Below are 15,466 nucleotides of genomic sequence, written 5' to 3' on the forward strand. Positions count from 1 at the left end.
CCGGCCGTGGCGCTTACTGGCTGACGGTTCTCACCGGATGGTCAGGTTTCTTATCGTTACCGGGGATCCACGGACTCCACGGCTGCGCGCGAACGGGCTCATCGGTCTGCCAGACCACGTTGAACTGGCCGTTGCCTTCAATTTCACCGATCATCACCGGCTTATGCAGATGGTGGTTGGTGGCATCCATGGTCAGGGTAAATCCGGACGGCGCGTTGAAGGTCTGCCCGGCCATCGCCTCGCGTACTTTGTCAACATCGGTGGTGCCCGCTTTGGTCACCGCCTGCGCCCACATATGCAGGCCCACCCAGGTCGCTTCCATCGGATCGTTGGTCACCACCGTATCGGCATTCGGCAGCTTGTGCGCTTTGGCATACGCGCGATAATCGGCGACAAAGGCTTTGTTGGTCGGATTATCGACGGACTCAAAGTAGTTCCATGCCGCGAGGTTGCCGACCAGCGGTTTGGTATCGATGCCGCGCAGCTCCTCTTCCCCCACCGAGAACGCCACCACCGGTACATCGGTCGCTTTCAGACCCTGGTTAGCCAGCTCTTTGTAGAACGGTACGTTGGAATCGCCATTGATGGTGGAGACCACTGCCGTTTTGCCACCGGCGGCGAATTTTTTGATATTGGCGACGATGGTCTGGTAATCGCTGTAGCCGAACGGGGTGTAGACCTCCTCGATATCTTTGTCCTGGATCCCTTTGGCATGCAGAAAGGCGCGGAGGATCTTGTTGGTGGTGCGCGGATAGACGTAGTCCGTCCCCAGCAGAAAGAAACGTTTAGCGCCGCCGCCGTCCTCGCTCAGCAGGTATTCCACCGCCGGGATAGCCTGCTGGTTAGGCGCCGCGCCGGTATAGAAGACGTTGGGGGACATCTCTTCCCCTTCGTACTGCACCGGGTAGAACAGCAGGCCGTTCAGTTCCTCAAACACCGGCAGGACCGATTTACGCGAGACCGACGTCCAGCAGCCAAACACCACCGCCACTTTATCCTGGGCCAGCAGCTGGCGCGCCTTCTCGGCAAACAGCGGCCAGTTGGAGGCCGGGTCGACCACCACCGGCTCCAGTTTCTTGCCCAGCACCCCGCCTTTGGCGTTGATGTCGTCGATGGCCATCAGCGCGACGTCTTTCAGCGGCGTTTCGGAAATCGCCATCGTCCCGGAGAGCGAATGCATGATCCCGACTTTGATGGCGTCGGCGGCATAGGCCTGAAAGGAGAGACCCATAGCCATAACAGAGGCGGAGAGTGCAAAAGCTTTTAATAACGTTCTACGTTGCATGATTCACTCCTGAGTAGCGCAAAAAATAAAGAATTAACAGCTAACCAGAGGTGATAAGGCAAAAAAGGTGCCAGGTTGTGAAAACAGCAGGATGCGGAGCAGGTGGGCGATAGTGGCGAAGAGGATGGCAGCGTTGCCTCATCACGGTGCAACGCTGCGCTAAGAAAGCAATTACCAGACGTCGGCGGCGATGGAGGTCACCAGACGGACCTTTTGCCATTGTTGGTCTTCGCTGAGGGCATTCCCCTCTTCAGTGGAGGCGAAACCGCACTGCGGGCTGAGGCAGATCTGCTCGAGCGGCACATACTGCGCAGCCTCGGCGAGTCGCGCTTTTACCCCCTGCGGATTCTCCAGCTCGCCGTTTTTGGTGGTGATCAGCCCGAGGACCACCTGCTGATGGCCGGGACGAATAAAGCGCAGCGGCGCGAAATCCCCGGAGCGGTCGTTGTCGTACTCCAGGAAGAAGGCATCGACATTAACGCTGCCAAACAGCACCTCGGCAACCGGCTCGTAACCGCCTTCCGAGATCCAGGTTGAACGGAAGTTACCCCGGCAGACGTGCAAGCCCACCGTCAGATCGGCCGGCTTACCCTCCAGCGCCTGGTTCAGCACCCGGGCATAAATACGCGCCAGCGCATCCGGATCCTCGCCGCGCTCACGTACCTGCTGGCGCTGGGCATCGGAGCACAGATAGGCCCACACGGTATCGTCCAGCTGCAGATAGCGGCAGCCGGCGTCATAAAACGCGCGGATGGCGTCGCGCCAGGTGGTGGCCAGATCGTCGAAGTAGTCGCTAAGATCCGGGTAGACCGTGGCATCAATATCTTTCCGCCCGCCGCGGAAGTGCAGCACGCTCGGGCTGGGAATGGTCATCTTCGGCTGCGCGTCGCCGCTGATGCTTTTCAGATAGCGGAAATCCTCCAGCATCGGGTGGTCGCCAAACGCCAGCTTGCCGGTGACGCGAACGCCGTGCGCTTTGGTCTGCACGCCGTTGAACTGGATCCCCTGCTCGGCATCGTAACGTTCAACGCCCTGCAGGCCATCGAAGAAATCGAAATGCCACCATGCGCGACGAAACTCACCGTCGGTGACCACATGCAGGCCGCAGTCGCATTGCTGCTGAACCAGATGACGGATCGCGTTATTCTCAATCTCGCGTAGCTGAGCGGCGTCGATAATCCCCTCAGCCAGCTGCTGACGCGCCTGTTTAATGCTGTCCGGGCGCAAAAAACTGCCGACGATGTCTGCGCGGAACGGGGCCTGTTGACGTTGCATGCTGTCTCCTTAGCGGTGGGCGCGTTAGTTGCCCACCGTGATAGTTCATTATTTGAATTTTTAGACTTCTGGATGGCTATATGTCCAGATACTGGCATGCAGAGTGGTGGGTCGCAAACGAGAATATTTCATGGTACATGAAAAATTTTCATTTACCGGAAACAAACGCATAGCCCTCATCTTCCCAGCCGGTGAGTCCGCCGAGCATCATTTTCACCGGCCGCCCCAGCTCGGCCAGCTTCAGCGCGGCAACGTCAGCGCCGTTGCAGTGCGGCCCGGCGCAGTAGACCACAAAGAGGGTCTCCGCCGGCCAGGCCGCCATTCGCTCGGCGGTGATCTGGCTGTGCGGGAGATGCTGCGCGCCTGGCAGGTGACGTCTGGCGAAAGCTTCCTCGCTGCCGACCACGTGCAGCAGGACAAAGTCGACCTCGCCGGCACGCTGGGCGCTGTGCACATCGGCGCAGTCGGTCTCAAGATGCAGCTTATGGCTGAACCAGCGGATAGCCTCAGCGGAGGTGGCAGGGGGAAATTGGGTTACTACACTCATGGCGTCTTCTCCTTGTCTGTGATAACACTACTTTACTGACGCCCATCACCTTGATCTGCCGACAACCATGACAGAAAACGCTAACATCCTGACAACCCCTTCTGTGACACCGTCACGTCATCAGGTGGTCGCCCTCGCCTACGATGGCCTGTGCACCTTTGAGTTTGGCGTAGCCGTGGAGATCTTCGGCCTGCCGCGCCCGGAAATGGGCGACAACTGGTACCAGTTCGCCGTCGCCGCCGTCGATGAAGGGCCGCTGTGCGCCACCGGCGGCATCCGCCTGATGACCGACGGCGGTCCTGAACTTCTCGCCCAGGCGGATACGATTGTGATCCCCGGCTGGCGCGGCGTCGACGCCCCGGTCCCCGAGGCGCTGTGCGCCGCGCTGGCTTCCGCCCACGCCCGCGGATGTCGGATTATTTCTATCTGTTCCGGGGTGTTCGTTCTCGCCGCCGCCGGGCTGCTCAATGGCCGCCAGGCGACAACCCACTGGCGCTACACCGCGGCGCTGCAGTCCCGTTTTCCGCAGATCCAGGTGGTGGAGGACGTCCTTTACGTGGGCGATGCTTTGCTGATGACTTCCGCCGGCAGCGCGGCGGGGATCGACCTTTGTCTGCATCTGGTGCGTGAAGATTTCGGCAGCGAAGCCGCCAACGTCGTCGCCCGCCGCCTGGTCGTCTCTCCCCATCGCGACGGCGGTCAGGCGCAGCATGTCCTGCGCCCGGTAGCCCGCAGCCGGGAGAGCCTGCGCCTCGGTCAGCTGTTTGACTATCTGCACCAGCATCTTGCCGCCAGCCATACCGTCGCTTCCCTCGCCCAGCGCGCCGGCATGGGGACGCGCACCTTTTTGCGCCGCTTTGAGGAGGCCACCGGTAAAACGCCCGCCCGCTGGCTGCTGGAGGAACGACTGCTGCGCGCCCGCCAGCACCTGACGGAGAGCACGATGGGCATCGATCAGATCGCTGAGCGCTGCGGGTTTGCCAGCGCCGGCACCCTGCGCCACCATTTTCGCCAGCACTTCGCGCTCAGCCCGCTGCAGTACCGTAAACAGTTTACGCCTTCTCCGATTGCAAAATCGTCGCAGCCACGGACAATAGACGGCCACAGTAAACCGGTCGCCAGGAGGGTCGATGATGAAGAAAGAGTGTCGGGTAGTGATCTATAAAGAGGGGCTGCTGGGCAGTCTGTTTTTTGGCGAAGCCAAGGCCGACCCTGACAAAATGAGCCAGTTTCTCAGCAGCTATACCCGTGAGGGATGGGAAGTGAAAACCATGTCGGTGGAGCGCCGCCGTACCGCCCTGTTCTGGTCGCGGGAAGCGTATCTTTTCGTGCTCGAACGCCCCCTCTGACAGCCTGCGCCTGGTTTACACGTTTAAGCCAGGCGTTTCTAAGCGTCACCTTTCAGGGCTGACGGATATAGCCCTGCTCCTGCATTTTCTGCATGCCTTCCTCGCTGGCGCAGACCATGCCGGTAGTCAACATGGCAAAGCCAAAGCGCTGATAAAACGTAATTTTATCGGCCACCGCATAGATAAATATTTTGCCAAAGGGCAGGAGTTGCTCCCGGATGGCCAGCATCAGCTGTTGCCCGTAGCCCTGTCCCTGACGAGCGGGGACGATCGCCACATCCGCCAGATAGCTGCTCCAGGTGCAGTCGCTGATGGCTCGCGCCACGGCAATCAGCTGACCGTTCTCATAGCCAAACCAGCAGAAGGTGCTCTGGCGGAACGCCTGCTCCAGTTGCTGAACATCACGCTCATTCAGCCCGGCCTCGGCGATGATCGTTCGCACTCGCTGCCAGTCCACCCGCGCGATCGCCTCTTTACCCTCAATCACCATCATGACCTTGTCTCCCGTCGTCTCCCGGAAGCAAGATCTAGCATGCCGCGGCAGGATATGCCAGATGGAAAGCCGGACTGAAGCAGTCGGTACAGGGTGGAAGGGGCAAAAAAAAACCGCCATATGACTGGCGGTAAATCAATGCTTGCATGGATAGATTGTGTTTTGCATTTTTCGCAGACAGATAAGCTTTACCTCTCTACGTTTGCTGCCGAAGTTAGCATGCTCAACTTCAATAAAGCCTCAACGACCAGCAGCTAAAGCTTCTCCACCAGCGCTTTCAGCTGCGCCAGGGTCTGCTGCCGGTCCTCCGCGGCGGCGACAGGCCAGGCCGACTGGCGCACGATGAGCCGGGTCGGCAGCAGCTCGCGGATCCGCAGCTGCGGGGCCGCCATCAGGGCAATCAGCCGCTCCACCGCCCTTTTGCCCAACAGATCGAAGTCCTGCGCCACCGTGGTGAGCGGCGGCTGGAAGTAAAGGCTGTCGGCGGTGTCATCGTAGCCGGTCACCGATACTGCCCGGCTGCCGCTGCGATTGAGCTGGGCCAGCGCGCTGAGCACGCCGAGCGCCATCTGATCGTTTGCCACCACTATGGCGCTGATCCGCGGCTGCAGATGGAGGAGCTCGAAAGTTTTCTGCCAGCCGCTGGCGGCGCTCCAGTCGCCAAACACCGTAGTAGAGCGGGCAATATTCAGACTGTGCAACGCCTCGCGCCAGCTGGCGAGACGCAGACGGGCGGAAACCGAACTTTCCGGTCCCGCCAGCAGACCAAATTCGCGATGCCCCAGCTCCCACAGGTGGCGCACGCAGGCCCCGCAGCCGTCGCGGTGGTCGAAGCGCACGCAGCAGACATCGGCCTCCGGGGAGACATCGAGAAACAGGCAGGCCATATCCGGATTGTCTTGCACCAGCCGCTCGGCAGTGGCGCTCTCCAGCGGCAGACTGACGATCACCCCGCGAATATGCTGGGCGCGCAGCTCGTCCAGCCGGGCCTGCAGCGCGACAAAATCGGCCTGCGCCGGCATCGCTATCGCCACTTCCAGCTGATGCAGGCTGGCATGGCTCTTTATCGCGGCGGCGATCTGCGAGGGGGCGTGCAGCGTCAGCGAGGCGGTAATCAGCCCGATGGAGGGCGCCGCTTTGCCGGCAAGCAGCTGCGCCGAGCGGTTAGGCACATAGTGCAGCGCCTGCATCGCGCGGATCACCTGCTCGCGGGTGCGGGCTGACACCACCTCAGGACGGTTCAGCACCCGGGAGACCGTCTGCTGGGACACGCCCGCGGCGCGGGCGACATCCTCCAGGGTTGCGGTACGACGCGGCATCTTTTCTCCTCAGCAATAACAATGTCGTGCGCTAACAATTTATGTTTAACGCGCGACAAAAAACAGCGCTTCTCCCCCGCTTTCGTGATCGTCTGTTAATTTCGATTCCCCCGAGATTGCTGGACAAAACAAATTACCCGATAACGTTAACCATCCTGTTTAGCGAACGACAATTTCTGACTTACCGGGGTTTAATATGCAAATTAGCGATACCGGCCGCAGCCACACTCCTGACTTTCACGCCGTCCTCGCCCGTGAAGACTGGCAGAACCAGACCATTACCCACCTTAACCGCCTGCCAGCGCATCCCGTTTTCGCCAGCTGGCGCGATGAGCTTGCCGCCCGCGATAACCTACCTTCATCCCGCCGCCGTCAACTGGACGGCGAGTGGCAGTTCTCTTACGCCCGTAGCCCGTTTGCCGTCGATGCGCAGTGGTTGACGCAGGATCTACCGGACTGCCGCGGCACGCCTGTGCCTTCCAACTGGCAGATGGAGGGCTATGACGCGCCGATCTACACCAACGTCCGCTATCCCATCGACACCACCCCACCGCGGGTGCCGGAGGATAACCCGACCGGCTGCTACTCCCTGCACTTTACGGTTGAGGACACATGGCGCGAGAACGGGCAAACGCAGATTATTTTCGATGGCGTCAACTCGGCGTTTCATCTGTGGTGCAATGGCGTGTGGGTCGGCTATTCGCAGGACAGTCGCCTGCCGGCGGCGTTCGATCTCAGCCCCTTTCTGCGTCCGGGCGACAACCGCCTGTGCGTGATGGTCATGCGCTGGAGCGCCGGCAGCTGGCTGGAAGACCAGGATATGTGGCGGATGAGCGGTATTTTCCGCTCGGTATGGCTGCTGAATAAGCCGCAGCAACGGCTATGCGACGTGCAGTTGACGCCAGCCCTTGACGCCCTCTATCGCGACGGCACTCTGCAGGTCCAGGCGACCGTCGAAGCGACTGAGGCGGCGCTTGCCGGGCTCAGCGTCGGGGTTAGCCTGTGGCGCGGCGAGGAGCAGATCGCCGCCGGGCGGCAGCCGTTAGGTACCCCGACGGTGGATGAGCGCGGCCACTACGCGGAACGGGTCGATTTCTCCCTGGCGGTGGCGACGCCGGCGCACTGGAGCGCGGAAACCCCGAACTGTTATCGCGCCGTGGTCACCCTGTGGCGCGGCGACGAACTGCTGGAGGCCGAAGCGTGGGACATCGGTTTTCGCCGCATCGAGATTGCCGATGGCCTGCTGCGTCTCAACGGTAAACCGCTGCTGATCCGCGGCGTTAACCGCCATGAGCATCATCATTTGCGCGGGCAGGTGGTCACCGAGGCGGATATGGTGCAGGACATTCTGTTGATGAAGCAGAACAACTTTAACGCCGTACGCTGCTCGCACTATCCCAACGCGCCGCGCTGGTATGAACTCTGCAACCGCTACGGTCTGTACGTGGTCGATGAAGCCAATATTGAAACCCACGGGATGGTGCCGATGAATCGGCTGTCCGACGATCCGGCGTGGCTGCCAGCCTTCAGCGCCCGCGTCACCCGGATGGTACAGAGCAACCGCAACCATCCGTGCATTATCATCTGGTCGCTGGGCAACGAGTCCGGCGGTGGCGGCAACCACGAAGCGCTGTACCACTGGCTGAAACGCAACGATCCGAGCCGTCCGGTGCAGTACGAGGGCGGCGGCGCGGATACCACCGCCACCGATATTATCTGTCCGATGTACGCCCGCGTCGAACGCGACCAGCCGATCCCGGCGGTCCCCAAATGGGGGATCAAAAAATGGATCAGCCTGCCCGGTGAGCAGAGGCCGCTGATCCTTTGCGAGTACGCCCACGCGATGGGCAACAGCCTCGGCAACTTCGCCGATTACTGGCAGGCCTTTCGCGAGTACCCGCGGCTGCAGGGCGGGTTTATCTGGGACTGGGCCGACCAGGCGATCCGCAAAACCTTTGCCGACGGCAGCGTCGGCTGGGCCTATGGCGGCGACTTTGGTGATAAGCCTAACGATCGCCAGTTCTGTATGAACGGTCTGGTGTTTCCCGATCGCACGCCGCATCCGTCGCTGGTGGAGGCAAAGCACGCCCAGCAGTATTTTCAGTTCACGCTGCTGTCGACCTCGCCGCTGCGGGTGCGCATCATCAGCGAATACCTGTTCCGCCCAACCGATAACGAAGTGCTGCGCTGGCAGGTGCAGGCGGCCGGTGAACCCCTGTATCACGGCGACCTGACCCTGGCGCTGCCCCCTGAGGGCAGCGACGAGATAACGCTGCTCGATAGCCTGATCCTGCCTGAAGGCGCCCGCGCGGTGTGGCTGACGCTGGAGGTGACCCAGCCCCAGGCGACCGCCTGGTCAGAAGCGGAGCACCGCGTCGCCTGGCAACAGTTTCCCCTGCCCGCCCCGCTGGCGCTGCCGGCGCCCACCGTTTCTGCCGGCGCTCCGGATCTTATCGTCAGCGACGAGGTCTGGCAGATCCGCGCCGGTTCGCAATGCTGGACCATCGATCGCCGGACGGGTCTGCTGAGCCGCTGGTCGGTTGGCGGTCAGGAGCAGCTGTTGACCCCCCTGCGTGACCAGTTTATTCGCGCGCCGCTCGACAACGACATCGGGGTCAGCGAAGTAGAGCGTATCGACCCCAACGCCTGGGTGGAGCGCTGGAGAAGCGCCGGCCTGTACGATCTTGAGGCGCACTGCGTCCAGTGCGATGCGCAGCGGCTGGCAAATGAAACCCTCGTCGACTGCCGCTGGCACTACCTGCGCGGCGAAGAGGTAGTGATTGTCAGCCACTGGCGCATGCACTTCACTGCTGACGGAACCCTGCGGTTGGCGGTGGACGGCGAACGGGCGGAAACCCTGCCGCCGCTGCCGCGGGTCGGGCTGCACTTCCAGGTGGCGGATCAGCAGGCGCCGGTGAGCTGGCTGGGTCTGGGGCCGCATGAGAACTACCCCGACCGGCGGAGCAGCGCCTGCTTCGCCCGCTGGGAGCAGCCGCTGGCGGCGATGACCACCCCCTATATCTTCCCGACGGAAAACGGCCTGCGCTGTGATACCCAGGCGCTGGACTGGGGGCGCTGGCACATCAGCGGTCATTTCCACTTCTCCGTTCAGCCATGGAGCACCCGTCAGCTGATGGAGACCGACCACTGGCACAAGATGCAGGCCGAAGACGGCGTGTGGATCACCCTCGACGGCCTGCATATGGGGGTGGGAGGCGATGACTCCTGGACCCCCAGCGTGCTGCCGCAGTGGCTCCTGAGCCAAACGCGCTGGCAGTACGAGGTCTCATTGCGTTGCTTTTAATCCGTGGGGGCGACAGCCCCCACCCCACAAACAGAATAACAAGGGATCATGGTGATGAAATTCTCAGAACTGGCGCCACGAGAACGGCATAATTTCGTCTATTTCCTGCTGTTCTTTTTCTTTTACTATTTCATTATGTCGGCCTACTTCCCGTTTTTTCCGGTGTGGCTGGCGGACGTTAACCATTTAACTAAAACGGAAACCGGGATCGTTTTCTCGTCTATCTCGTTATTCGCCATTATTTTTCAGCCGGTGTTCGGCCTGATGTCGGATAAGCTCGGCCTGCGCAAACATCTGCTGTGGACCATTACGGTATTGTTAATTCTGTTCGCGCCATTCTTTATTTTCGTTTTCTCTCCGCTGCTGCAGATGAATATTATCGCTGGTTCGCTGGTAGGCGGGATCTACCTGGGGATTGTTTTCTCCAGCGGCTCCGGGGCGGTGGAAGCTTATATCGAACGCGTCAGCCGGGCCAACCGCTTTGAATATGGCAAAGTGCGGGTCGCAGGCTGCGTCGGCTGGGCGCTATGCGCCTCGATAACCGGCGTGCTGTTCGGCATCGATCCCAATATCACCTTCTGGATCGCCTCCGGCTTTGCGCTGGTGCTCGGTCTGCTGCTCTGGCTGTCGCGGCCGGAAAGCAGCAACAGCGCCCAGGTTATCGAGGCGCTGGGCGCCAATCGCCAGGCCTTTTCGCTGCGTACGGCGGCAGAGCTGCTGCGTATGCCGCGCTTCTGGGGCTTTATCGTCTATGTGGTGGGTGTCGCCAGCGTCTACGACGTGTTTGACCAGCAGTTCGCCAACTTTTTCAAAAGCTTTTTCGTCAGTCCGCAGCGCGGTACCGAAGTGTTTGGCTTCGTCACCACCGGCGGCGAGTTGCTCAACGCGCTGATCATGTTCTGCGCGCCGGCCATCGTTAACCGCATCGGCGCCAAAAACGCCCTGCTGACCGCGGGGATGATCATGTCGGTGCGTATTCTCGGGTCGTCCTTCGCCTCATCGGCAGTCGAGGTGGTGATCCTCAAGATGCTGCATATGTTTGAGATCCCCTTCCTGCTGGTGGGAACTTTTAAATATATCTCTTCCGCCTTTAACCCGCGCCTCTCGGCCACCCTGTTCCTGATCGGTTTTAATCTGTCAAAACAGTTGTCCGGGGTGGTGCTTTCCGCCTGGGTGGGCCGGATGTACGACACCGTCGGCTTCCATCAGGCCTATCTGATCCTCGGCTGCATAACCCTGAGCTTCACCCTGCTCTCGTTCGTCACCCTACGCGGCGGCAACCGTCTGCTGCCGACCGCAGAGACGCAGAGCCCCGCCTGACTCCAGCGCCCCCGTCAGGGATGACGGGCTTCACTCGACAATCCGCGTCTCACCGCCGCGATTCTCCAGCGCATAGCGCTGACAAGGCGCCCCGGCGGCGATAAGCTCCGCCAGCTCCGCCGAGTGGCTGGTCAGCCAGATCTGGCTGTAGCGCGAGGCCTCGATAATCAGCCGGGCCAGCGCGGGCAACATGTCGCGATGCAGGCTGTTCTCCGGTTCATTGATCGCCAGAAACGCCGGCGGGCGCGGACTGAGCAGCGCGACGGCGAGGCACAAAAAGCGCAGCGTACCGTCGGACATCTCCGCCGCCAGCAGCGGGCGGCGGATCCCTTCGCGACGCATTTTCAGAGCGAAACGCGAGTGCTCGTTTTCACAATAAAACTGGCAGCCGGGAAAGGCGTCGGCAAGGATTTCATGCAAAATCTCCTCCGCGCCGATCTCGACAATGGTCTGAAAGGCGGCGGCGAGATTCTGGCCATCGCTGTCGAGGACTGGCGAACGGTAACCCACGGCCGGCTGACGCAGCGGCGAATGACGGCCAATCGCGAATTCATGATAAAACCGCCAACGGCGCAGGGTCTCCCGCACTCGCGACACTTCGGGAAAACGGTGCGGCTCGCCAAGCTGACCGAACACCGACTCATTTTCATAAATACTCTCGGTGAAAGTACTTTTCTCCCCGGTGACATCGACGAGAAACGCCGCCTGATTCTTGCGCTGCAGTACGCGGGAGGAAGGCCGGCGGGAGTAGCCGGCCAGCCAGATATTCTCTTCTTTAACGACAGGATCGAGCATGAATTGCGTCGGATAGGGCAATTTTTCAGGGAAGCCTATCTGCAGCTCATAATCGAAGCTGTCGGTCCGGCAGGCGATTTGCAGCCGGCGGGGGTGACGATCGAGGGGCGAACGCTCCCCGGACCACATCATATTCTCCAGACCGCCCTCTTCGCTGATAAACCCCGAAAGCCTGCCCTCAGCGGCAGCGGTCAGCAGGTGGATGGCGTTATAAATATTGGATTTACCGCAGCCGTTAGGGCCGAAGACAATGTTCAGCGGCCCGAGCTCCAGCGCGATATCCTTCACTGAGCGAAAATTTTGAATACGAATGTACTGAATCATTATGCGTCCGGCCCTGGAAATAGAAGGCTGCCACAGTAGCACAGCGGCGCCCGGCATACCCTCTTACGCCCCCTTTCGGGCAGGGTTTAACAGAACATTTTTTTCATTCCACGGGTCAGGGCGACCCGCGTCAGCTTATCGCTATCCTGATGGGTGTCGCTGAAAACGCCAAAAAAATAGCGTTCATCGTCAATGGTTTGGCTAACAATTCGGTAGCTCAACGGTTGCCCGGATAGCGCACCGTACTGCGCAGGCGTCACCGAGACCTCGGTCGCGTCATCGGCGACGCTGACCAACAGCCCGTCCGCCTTACCGCCCACCAGCATGACCTTAATTATCGGGTGCACCAGTTCCTCCCGGGATGGCATATAGCGTTGGCGAACCGCAGGGACCGGCGGGCGTGGTGATCGGCAAACAGCGACGCCCGACAGAGTGCGGTATTTAGTACTTTCTTATAGTTCATCACGGCCTTGAGTCAAAAAATAGCGTGCTTAGGCAGGGCTAGATATTGATTATTCGAAATAAAAGATGACAAATGATGAAGGAAAAAAGAGGAATTGTGAATCAGCAAAACGCCGGGTTATTCTTATTTGTCGCTTCTTTACTCGCCTTTATCGGCCCTCACTCAAGGATGTATTGTGGTTATGCGTTATATTCGCCTGTGTATTATCTCCCTGTTAGCCACCCTGCCGCTGGCGGTACACGCCAGCCCGCAGCCGCTTGAGCAAATTAAACAAAGCGAAAGCCAGCTGTCGGGCCGCGTAGGCATGATAGAAATGGATCTGGCCAGCGGCCGCACGCTGACCGCCTGGCGCGCCGATGAACGCTTTCCCATGATGAGCACCTTTAAAGTAGTGCTCTGCGGCGCAGTGCTGGCGCGGGTGGATGCCGGTGACGAACAGCTGGAGCGAAAGATCCACTATCGCCAGCAGGATCTGGTGGACTACTCGCCGGTCAGCGAAAAACACCTTGCCGACGGCATGACGGTCGGCGAACTCTGTGCCGCCGCCATTACCATGAGCGATAACAGCGCCGCCAATCTGCTGCTGGCCACCGTCGGCGGCCCCGCAGGATTGACTGCCTTTTTGCGCCAGATCGGCGACAACGTCACCCGCCTTGACCGCTGGGAAACGGAACTGAATGAGGCGCTTCCCGGCGACGCCCGCGACACCACTACCCCGGCCAGCATGGCCGCGACCCTGCGCAAGCTGCTCACCAGCCAGCGTCTGAGCGCCCGTTCGCAACGGCAGCTGCTGCAATGGATGGTGGACGATCGGGTCGCCGGACCGTTGATCCGCTCCGTGCTGCCGGCGGGCTGGTTTATCGCCGATAAGACCGGAGCTGGCGAACGGGGTGCGCGCGGCATTGTCGCCCTGCTTGGCCCGAATAACAAAGCAGAGCGCATTGTAGTGATTTATCTGCGGGATACCCCGGCGAGCATGGCCGAGCGAAATCAGCAAATCGCCGGGATCGGCGCGGCGCTGATCGAGCACTGGCAACGCTAACCCGGCGGTGGCCGCGCGCGTTATCCGGCCCGTAGCACCTCGCAGGCGTGCCGGGCGATATGACTGGCGGCGGCATCGGAGAGATGCCTGTCGGTAATGATGGTGGTGAACCGGGTCAAAGGTAACGCCATAAACGTGGCCACCTGATTGTATTTCGAACTGTCGCACAGCAGGATGCTTCTCGCGCTGACCTGGCTGACGGTCTCCTTGACGGTAACCTTGTTCTCATCAGGGGTGAATATCCCGCGACTGTCCCAGCCGCTGGCGGAGATAAAGGCCGTATCGATAGCCAGGTGGCGTAACGTACGCGCCGCCGATTCGCCCACGCAAGAGCGGTTCTCCCGGCACAGAGTGCCGCCGGTGTGGATCACGCCGCACTGGCTGGCATCGATCAGCAGCTGGGTTATCTCAAAATCATTGGTGACCACCTGGAGATCGTTCCGGTCGAGGATCGCCCGCGCCAGCGCCAGGGTGGTAGTCCCGGCATCCAGATAAATGCAACTGTTTTTGGCGATATGACTCGCCGCCAGCGCGCCGATCGCCTGTTTCTCCTCACTCTGCAGCGTGCTTTTCACCAGATGACTGGGTTCCGCGGCCAGCCGGCTGACGGCGCGCACGCCGCCCGAGACGCTGACCAGCAGCCCCTGCTCCTCCAGTTTACTAACGTCCCGACGGATGGTCATATGGGACACGCCGAGGATCTCCGTCAGCTCGTTAATGCTTACCGCCCCACGCTGCTCCACCAGGGCTAAAATACGCTGATGTCGTTCGATTGGAATCACCGCTCTCCCCTTACCATTTTTTCACACCAGGCGTCATCACTCAGGCGGCGGGCCTGGCGACACCCGGTGTTGTTATCGCGCTTTGCCGCTGTTTTTAGGCTATTTTAGGGCAAGAATCGCCGTTGTGCAGCCTCTTTCCGCCTGTGAATTTTTTATATTCATGTGGGTTATTCGTGATAACTCTCACATAAATTCACATGATAACGCTTTATTCTATCATTAAATCACATTAATTAACTAATGTTCACAAGGAGACCAGCATGGCTGCACACACTAACGTCTGCGTGATTGGACTGGGTTCAATGGGCATGGGCGCTGCCCGCGCCTGCCTGCAGGCGGGCCTGAACACCTGGGGCGTTGACATCAATCCCGACAACTGTCGCGCACTGCTGGCGGCGGGCGCCAAAGGCGCGGGCCCCAGCGCGGTGCCGTTCGCCGCGGAACTGGATGCAGTTGTGCTGCTGGTGGTCAATGCCGCCCAGGTGCGGGGGATCCTGTTCGGCGAGAGCGGCCTCGCCGCCCATCTGAAGCCGGGCACCGTCGTGATGGTGTCGTCCACCATCGCCTCCGCCGATGCTCAGGCCATTGCCGAGGCGCTGGCGGAGTACCAGCTATTGATGCTCGACGCGCCGGTATCGGGCGGCGCCGTGAAAGCGGCCGCCGGCGACATGACGGTGATGGCCTCCGGGAGCGATGCCGCCTTTGCCCGCCTCGCGCCGGTGCTGGACGCCGTGGCCGGCAAAGTCTACCGCATCGGGAGCGACATTGGTCTTGGCTCGACGGTAAAAATTATCCATCAGCTGCTGGCCGGGGTGCACATCGCCGTTGCCGCCGAAGCGATGGCGCTTGCCGCCCGCGCCGGGATCCCACTGGAGACGATGTATGACGTGGTCACCCACGCGGCGGGTAATTCCTGGATGTTTGAGAATCGCATGCAGCACGTCCTGGATGGCGATTACTCGCCAAAATCCGCTGTCGATATTTTTGTCAAAGATCTCGGGCTGGTGAATGACACTGCCCGGGCGCTGACCTTCCCGCTGCCGCTCGCTACCACCGCGCTGAATATGTTCACCTCCGCCAGTAATGCCGGATTCGGTCGGGAAGATGACAGCGCGGTGATCAAGATTTTCAACGGCATCACCCTGCCGGGCCATAAACAGTGAGGAGA

Annotated in this window: 14 protein-coding genes; 6 read left to right on the forward strand and 8 right to left on the reverse strand. The window is 60.6% G+C overall.

Annotated elements, in window-relative coordinates; all coding sequences use genetic code 11:
* Positions 1-13 precede the first annotated feature (13 nt).
* The 3 genes from urtA to LPQ25_RS13565 form a co-directional block, all read right to left on the reverse strand.
* A complete protein-coding gene (gene urtA, locus LPQ25_RS13555) occupies positions 14-1,285 on the reverse strand; it encodes an urea ABC transporter substrate-binding protein (protein ID WP_234599465.1) in 1,272 nt (423 codons plus the stop codon).
* Between the two features lie 171 nt (positions 1,286-1,456).
* Positions 1,457-2,560 carry a cobalamin-independent methionine synthase II family protein gene (locus LPQ25_RS13560; protein WP_004148338.1) on the reverse strand — a complete coding sequence of 368 codons (1,104 nt, stop codon included), beginning with the start codon at positions 2,558-2,560 and terminating at the stop codon, positions 1,457-1,459.
* A 148-nt stretch (positions 2,561-2,708) separates the two neighbouring features.
* Entirely contained in the window at positions 2,709-3,107 is a 399-nt protein-coding gene (locus tag LPQ25_RS13565) for a rhodanese-like domain-containing protein (protein ID WP_002904247.1), read from the reverse strand.
* A gap of 67 nt (positions 3,108-3,174) precedes the next feature.
* On the opposite strand from LPQ25_RS13565, the gene ftrA reads away from it, so the two are divergent.
* Both ftrA and LPQ25_RS13575 read left to right on the forward strand, forming a co-directional pair.
* Positions 3,175-4,272 (forward strand): transcriptional regulator FtrA, encoded by a 1,098-nt coding sequence (ftrA, locus tag LPQ25_RS13570; protein WP_014907637.1) that lies wholly within the window; start codon positions 3,175-3,177, stop codon positions 4,270-4,272.
* A complete protein-coding gene (locus LPQ25_RS13575) occupies positions 4,241-4,456 on the forward strand; it encodes a DUF4177 domain-containing protein (protein WP_004205985.1) in 216 nt (71 codons plus the stop codon). Before ftrA ends, LPQ25_RS13575 begins: the two co-directional genes overlap by 32 nt.
* Before the next feature lie 52 nt (positions 4,457-4,508).
* Here the strand turns inward: LPQ25_RS13575 and LPQ25_RS13580 are convergent, their stop codons facing one another.
* Together LPQ25_RS13580 and LPQ25_RS13585 are read right to left on the reverse strand one after the other, a co-directional pair.
* Positions 4,509-4,949 (reverse strand): GNAT family N-acetyltransferase, encoded by a 441-nt coding sequence (locus LPQ25_RS13580; RefSeq protein WP_004176252.1) that lies wholly within the window; start codon positions 4,947-4,949, stop codon positions 4,509-4,511.
* A 254-nt stretch (positions 4,950-5,203) separates the two neighbouring features.
* Positions 5,204-6,268: a LacI family DNA-binding transcriptional regulator gene (locus tag LPQ25_RS13585; RefSeq protein WP_004176254.1), complete on the reverse strand. Its 1,065-nt coding sequence runs from the start codon at positions 6,266-6,268 to the stop codon at positions 5,204-5,206.
* 196 nt (positions 6,269-6,464) lie between these two features.
* On the opposite strand from LPQ25_RS13585, the gene LPQ25_RS13590 reads away from it, so the two are divergent.
* Complete coding sequence (locus tag LPQ25_RS13590; protein ID WP_014907638.1) at positions 6,465-9,572, forward strand: beta-galactosidase; 3,108 nt, start codon at positions 6,465-6,467, stop codon at positions 9,570-9,572.
* Positions 9,573-9,626: 54 nt separating this feature from the next.
* The gene (locus LPQ25_RS13595) at positions 9,627-10,892 is read left to right on the forward strand and encodes an MFS transporter (protein WP_014907639.1); all 1,266 of its coding nucleotides are present in this window, start codon (positions 9,627-9,629) and stop codon (positions 10,890-10,892) included.
* 30 nt (positions 10,893-10,922) lie between these two features.
* Here LPQ25_RS13595 and LPQ25_RS13600 read toward each other — a convergent pair whose 3' ends face one another.
* Together LPQ25_RS13600 and LPQ25_RS13605 are read right to left on the reverse strand one after the other, a co-directional pair.
* Positions 10,923-12,011 carry an AAA family ATPase gene (locus tag LPQ25_RS13600; protein ID WP_014907640.1) on the reverse strand — a complete coding sequence of 363 codons (1,089 nt, stop codon included), beginning with the start codon at positions 12,009-12,011 and terminating at the stop codon, positions 10,923-10,925.
* Positions 12,012-12,097: 86 nt separating this feature from the next.
* A complete protein-coding gene (locus LPQ25_RS13605; protein WP_014907641.1) occupies positions 12,098-12,358 on the reverse strand; it encodes a hypothetical protein in 261 nt (86 codons plus the stop codon).
* 297 nt (positions 12,359-12,655) lie between these two features.
* Here LPQ25_RS13605 and LPQ25_RS13610 point away from each other — a divergent pair, with 297 nt between their 5' ends.
* Complete coding sequence (locus LPQ25_RS13610; protein ID WP_004176269.1) at positions 12,656-13,516, forward strand: broad-spectrum class A beta-lactamase SHV-11; 861 nt, start codon at positions 12,656-12,658, stop codon at positions 13,514-13,516.
* A 20-nt stretch (positions 13,517-13,536) separates the two neighbouring features.
* On the opposite strand, the gene LPQ25_RS13615 is transcribed toward LPQ25_RS13610, so the two are convergent.
* Positions 13,537-14,298 carry a DeoR/GlpR family DNA-binding transcription regulator gene (locus tag LPQ25_RS13615; protein WP_002210513.1) on the reverse strand — a complete coding sequence of 254 codons (762 nt, stop codon included), beginning with the start codon at positions 14,296-14,298 and terminating at the stop codon, positions 13,537-13,539.
* Between the two features lie 260 nt (positions 14,299-14,558).
* On the opposite strand from LPQ25_RS13615, the gene ltnD reads away from it, so the two are divergent.
* Positions 14,559-15,461 (forward strand): L-threonate dehydrogenase, encoded by a 903-nt coding sequence (gene ltnD / locus LPQ25_RS13620; RefSeq protein WP_002903955.1) that lies wholly within the window; start codon positions 14,559-14,561, stop codon positions 15,459-15,461.
* The last annotated feature ends 5 nt before the right edge of the window (positions 15,462-15,466 follow it).

Source organism: Klebsiella sp. KPN54798 (assembly GCF_021184225.1).
Lineage (GTDB): Bacteria > Pseudomonadota > Gammaproteobacteria > Enterobacterales > Enterobacteriaceae > Klebsiella > Klebsiella pneumoniae.

Excerpts from the sequence above, each read along its gene's own strand:
- LPQ25_RS13600 (WP_014907640.1), bottom strand. The coding sequence starts at position 12,011 with ATGATTCAGTACATTCGTATTCAAAATTTTCGCTCAGTGAAGGATATC.
- LPQ25_RS13565 (WP_002904247.1), bottom strand. The coding sequence starts at position 3,107 with ATGAGTGTAGTAACCCAATTTCCCCCTGCCACCTCCGCTGAGGCTATC.
- LPQ25_RS13560 (WP_004148338.1), bottom strand. The coding sequence starts at position 2,560 with ATGCAACGTCAACAGGCCCCGTTCCGCGCAGACATCGTCGGCAGTTTT.
- ftrA (WP_014907637.1), top strand. The coding sequence starts at position 3,175 with ATGACAGAAAACGCTAACATCCTGACAACCCCTTCTGTGACACCGTCA.
- urtA (WP_234599465.1), bottom strand. The coding sequence starts at position 1,285 with ATGCAACGTAGAACGTTATTAAAAGCTTTTGCACTCTCCGCCTCTGTT.
- LPQ25_RS13580 (WP_004176252.1), bottom strand. The coding sequence starts at position 4,949 with ATGATGGTGATTGAGGGTAAAGAGGCGATCGCGCGGGTGGACTGGCAG.
- LPQ25_RS13575 (WP_004205985.1), top strand. The coding sequence starts at position 4,241 with ATGAAGAAAGAGTGTCGGGTAGTGATCTATAAAGAGGGGCTGCTGGGC.
- LPQ25_RS13595 (WP_014907639.1), top strand. The coding sequence starts at position 9,627 with ATGAAATTCTCAGAACTGGCGCCACGAGAACGGCATAATTTCGTCTAT.
- LPQ25_RS13610 (WP_004176269.1), top strand. The coding sequence starts at position 12,656 with ATGCGTTATATTCGCCTGTGTATTATCTCCCTGTTAGCCACCCTGCCG.
- LPQ25_RS13585 (WP_004176254.1), bottom strand. The coding sequence starts at position 6,268 with ATGCCGCGTCGTACCGCAACCCTGGAGGATGTCGCCCGCGCCGCGGGC.
- LPQ25_RS13590 (WP_014907638.1), top strand. The coding sequence starts at position 6,465 with ATGCAAATTAGCGATACCGGCCGCAGCCACACTCCTGACTTTCACGCC.
- ltnD (WP_002903955.1), top strand. The coding sequence starts at position 14,559 with ATGGCTGCACACACTAACGTCTGCGTGATTGGACTGGGTTCAATGGGC.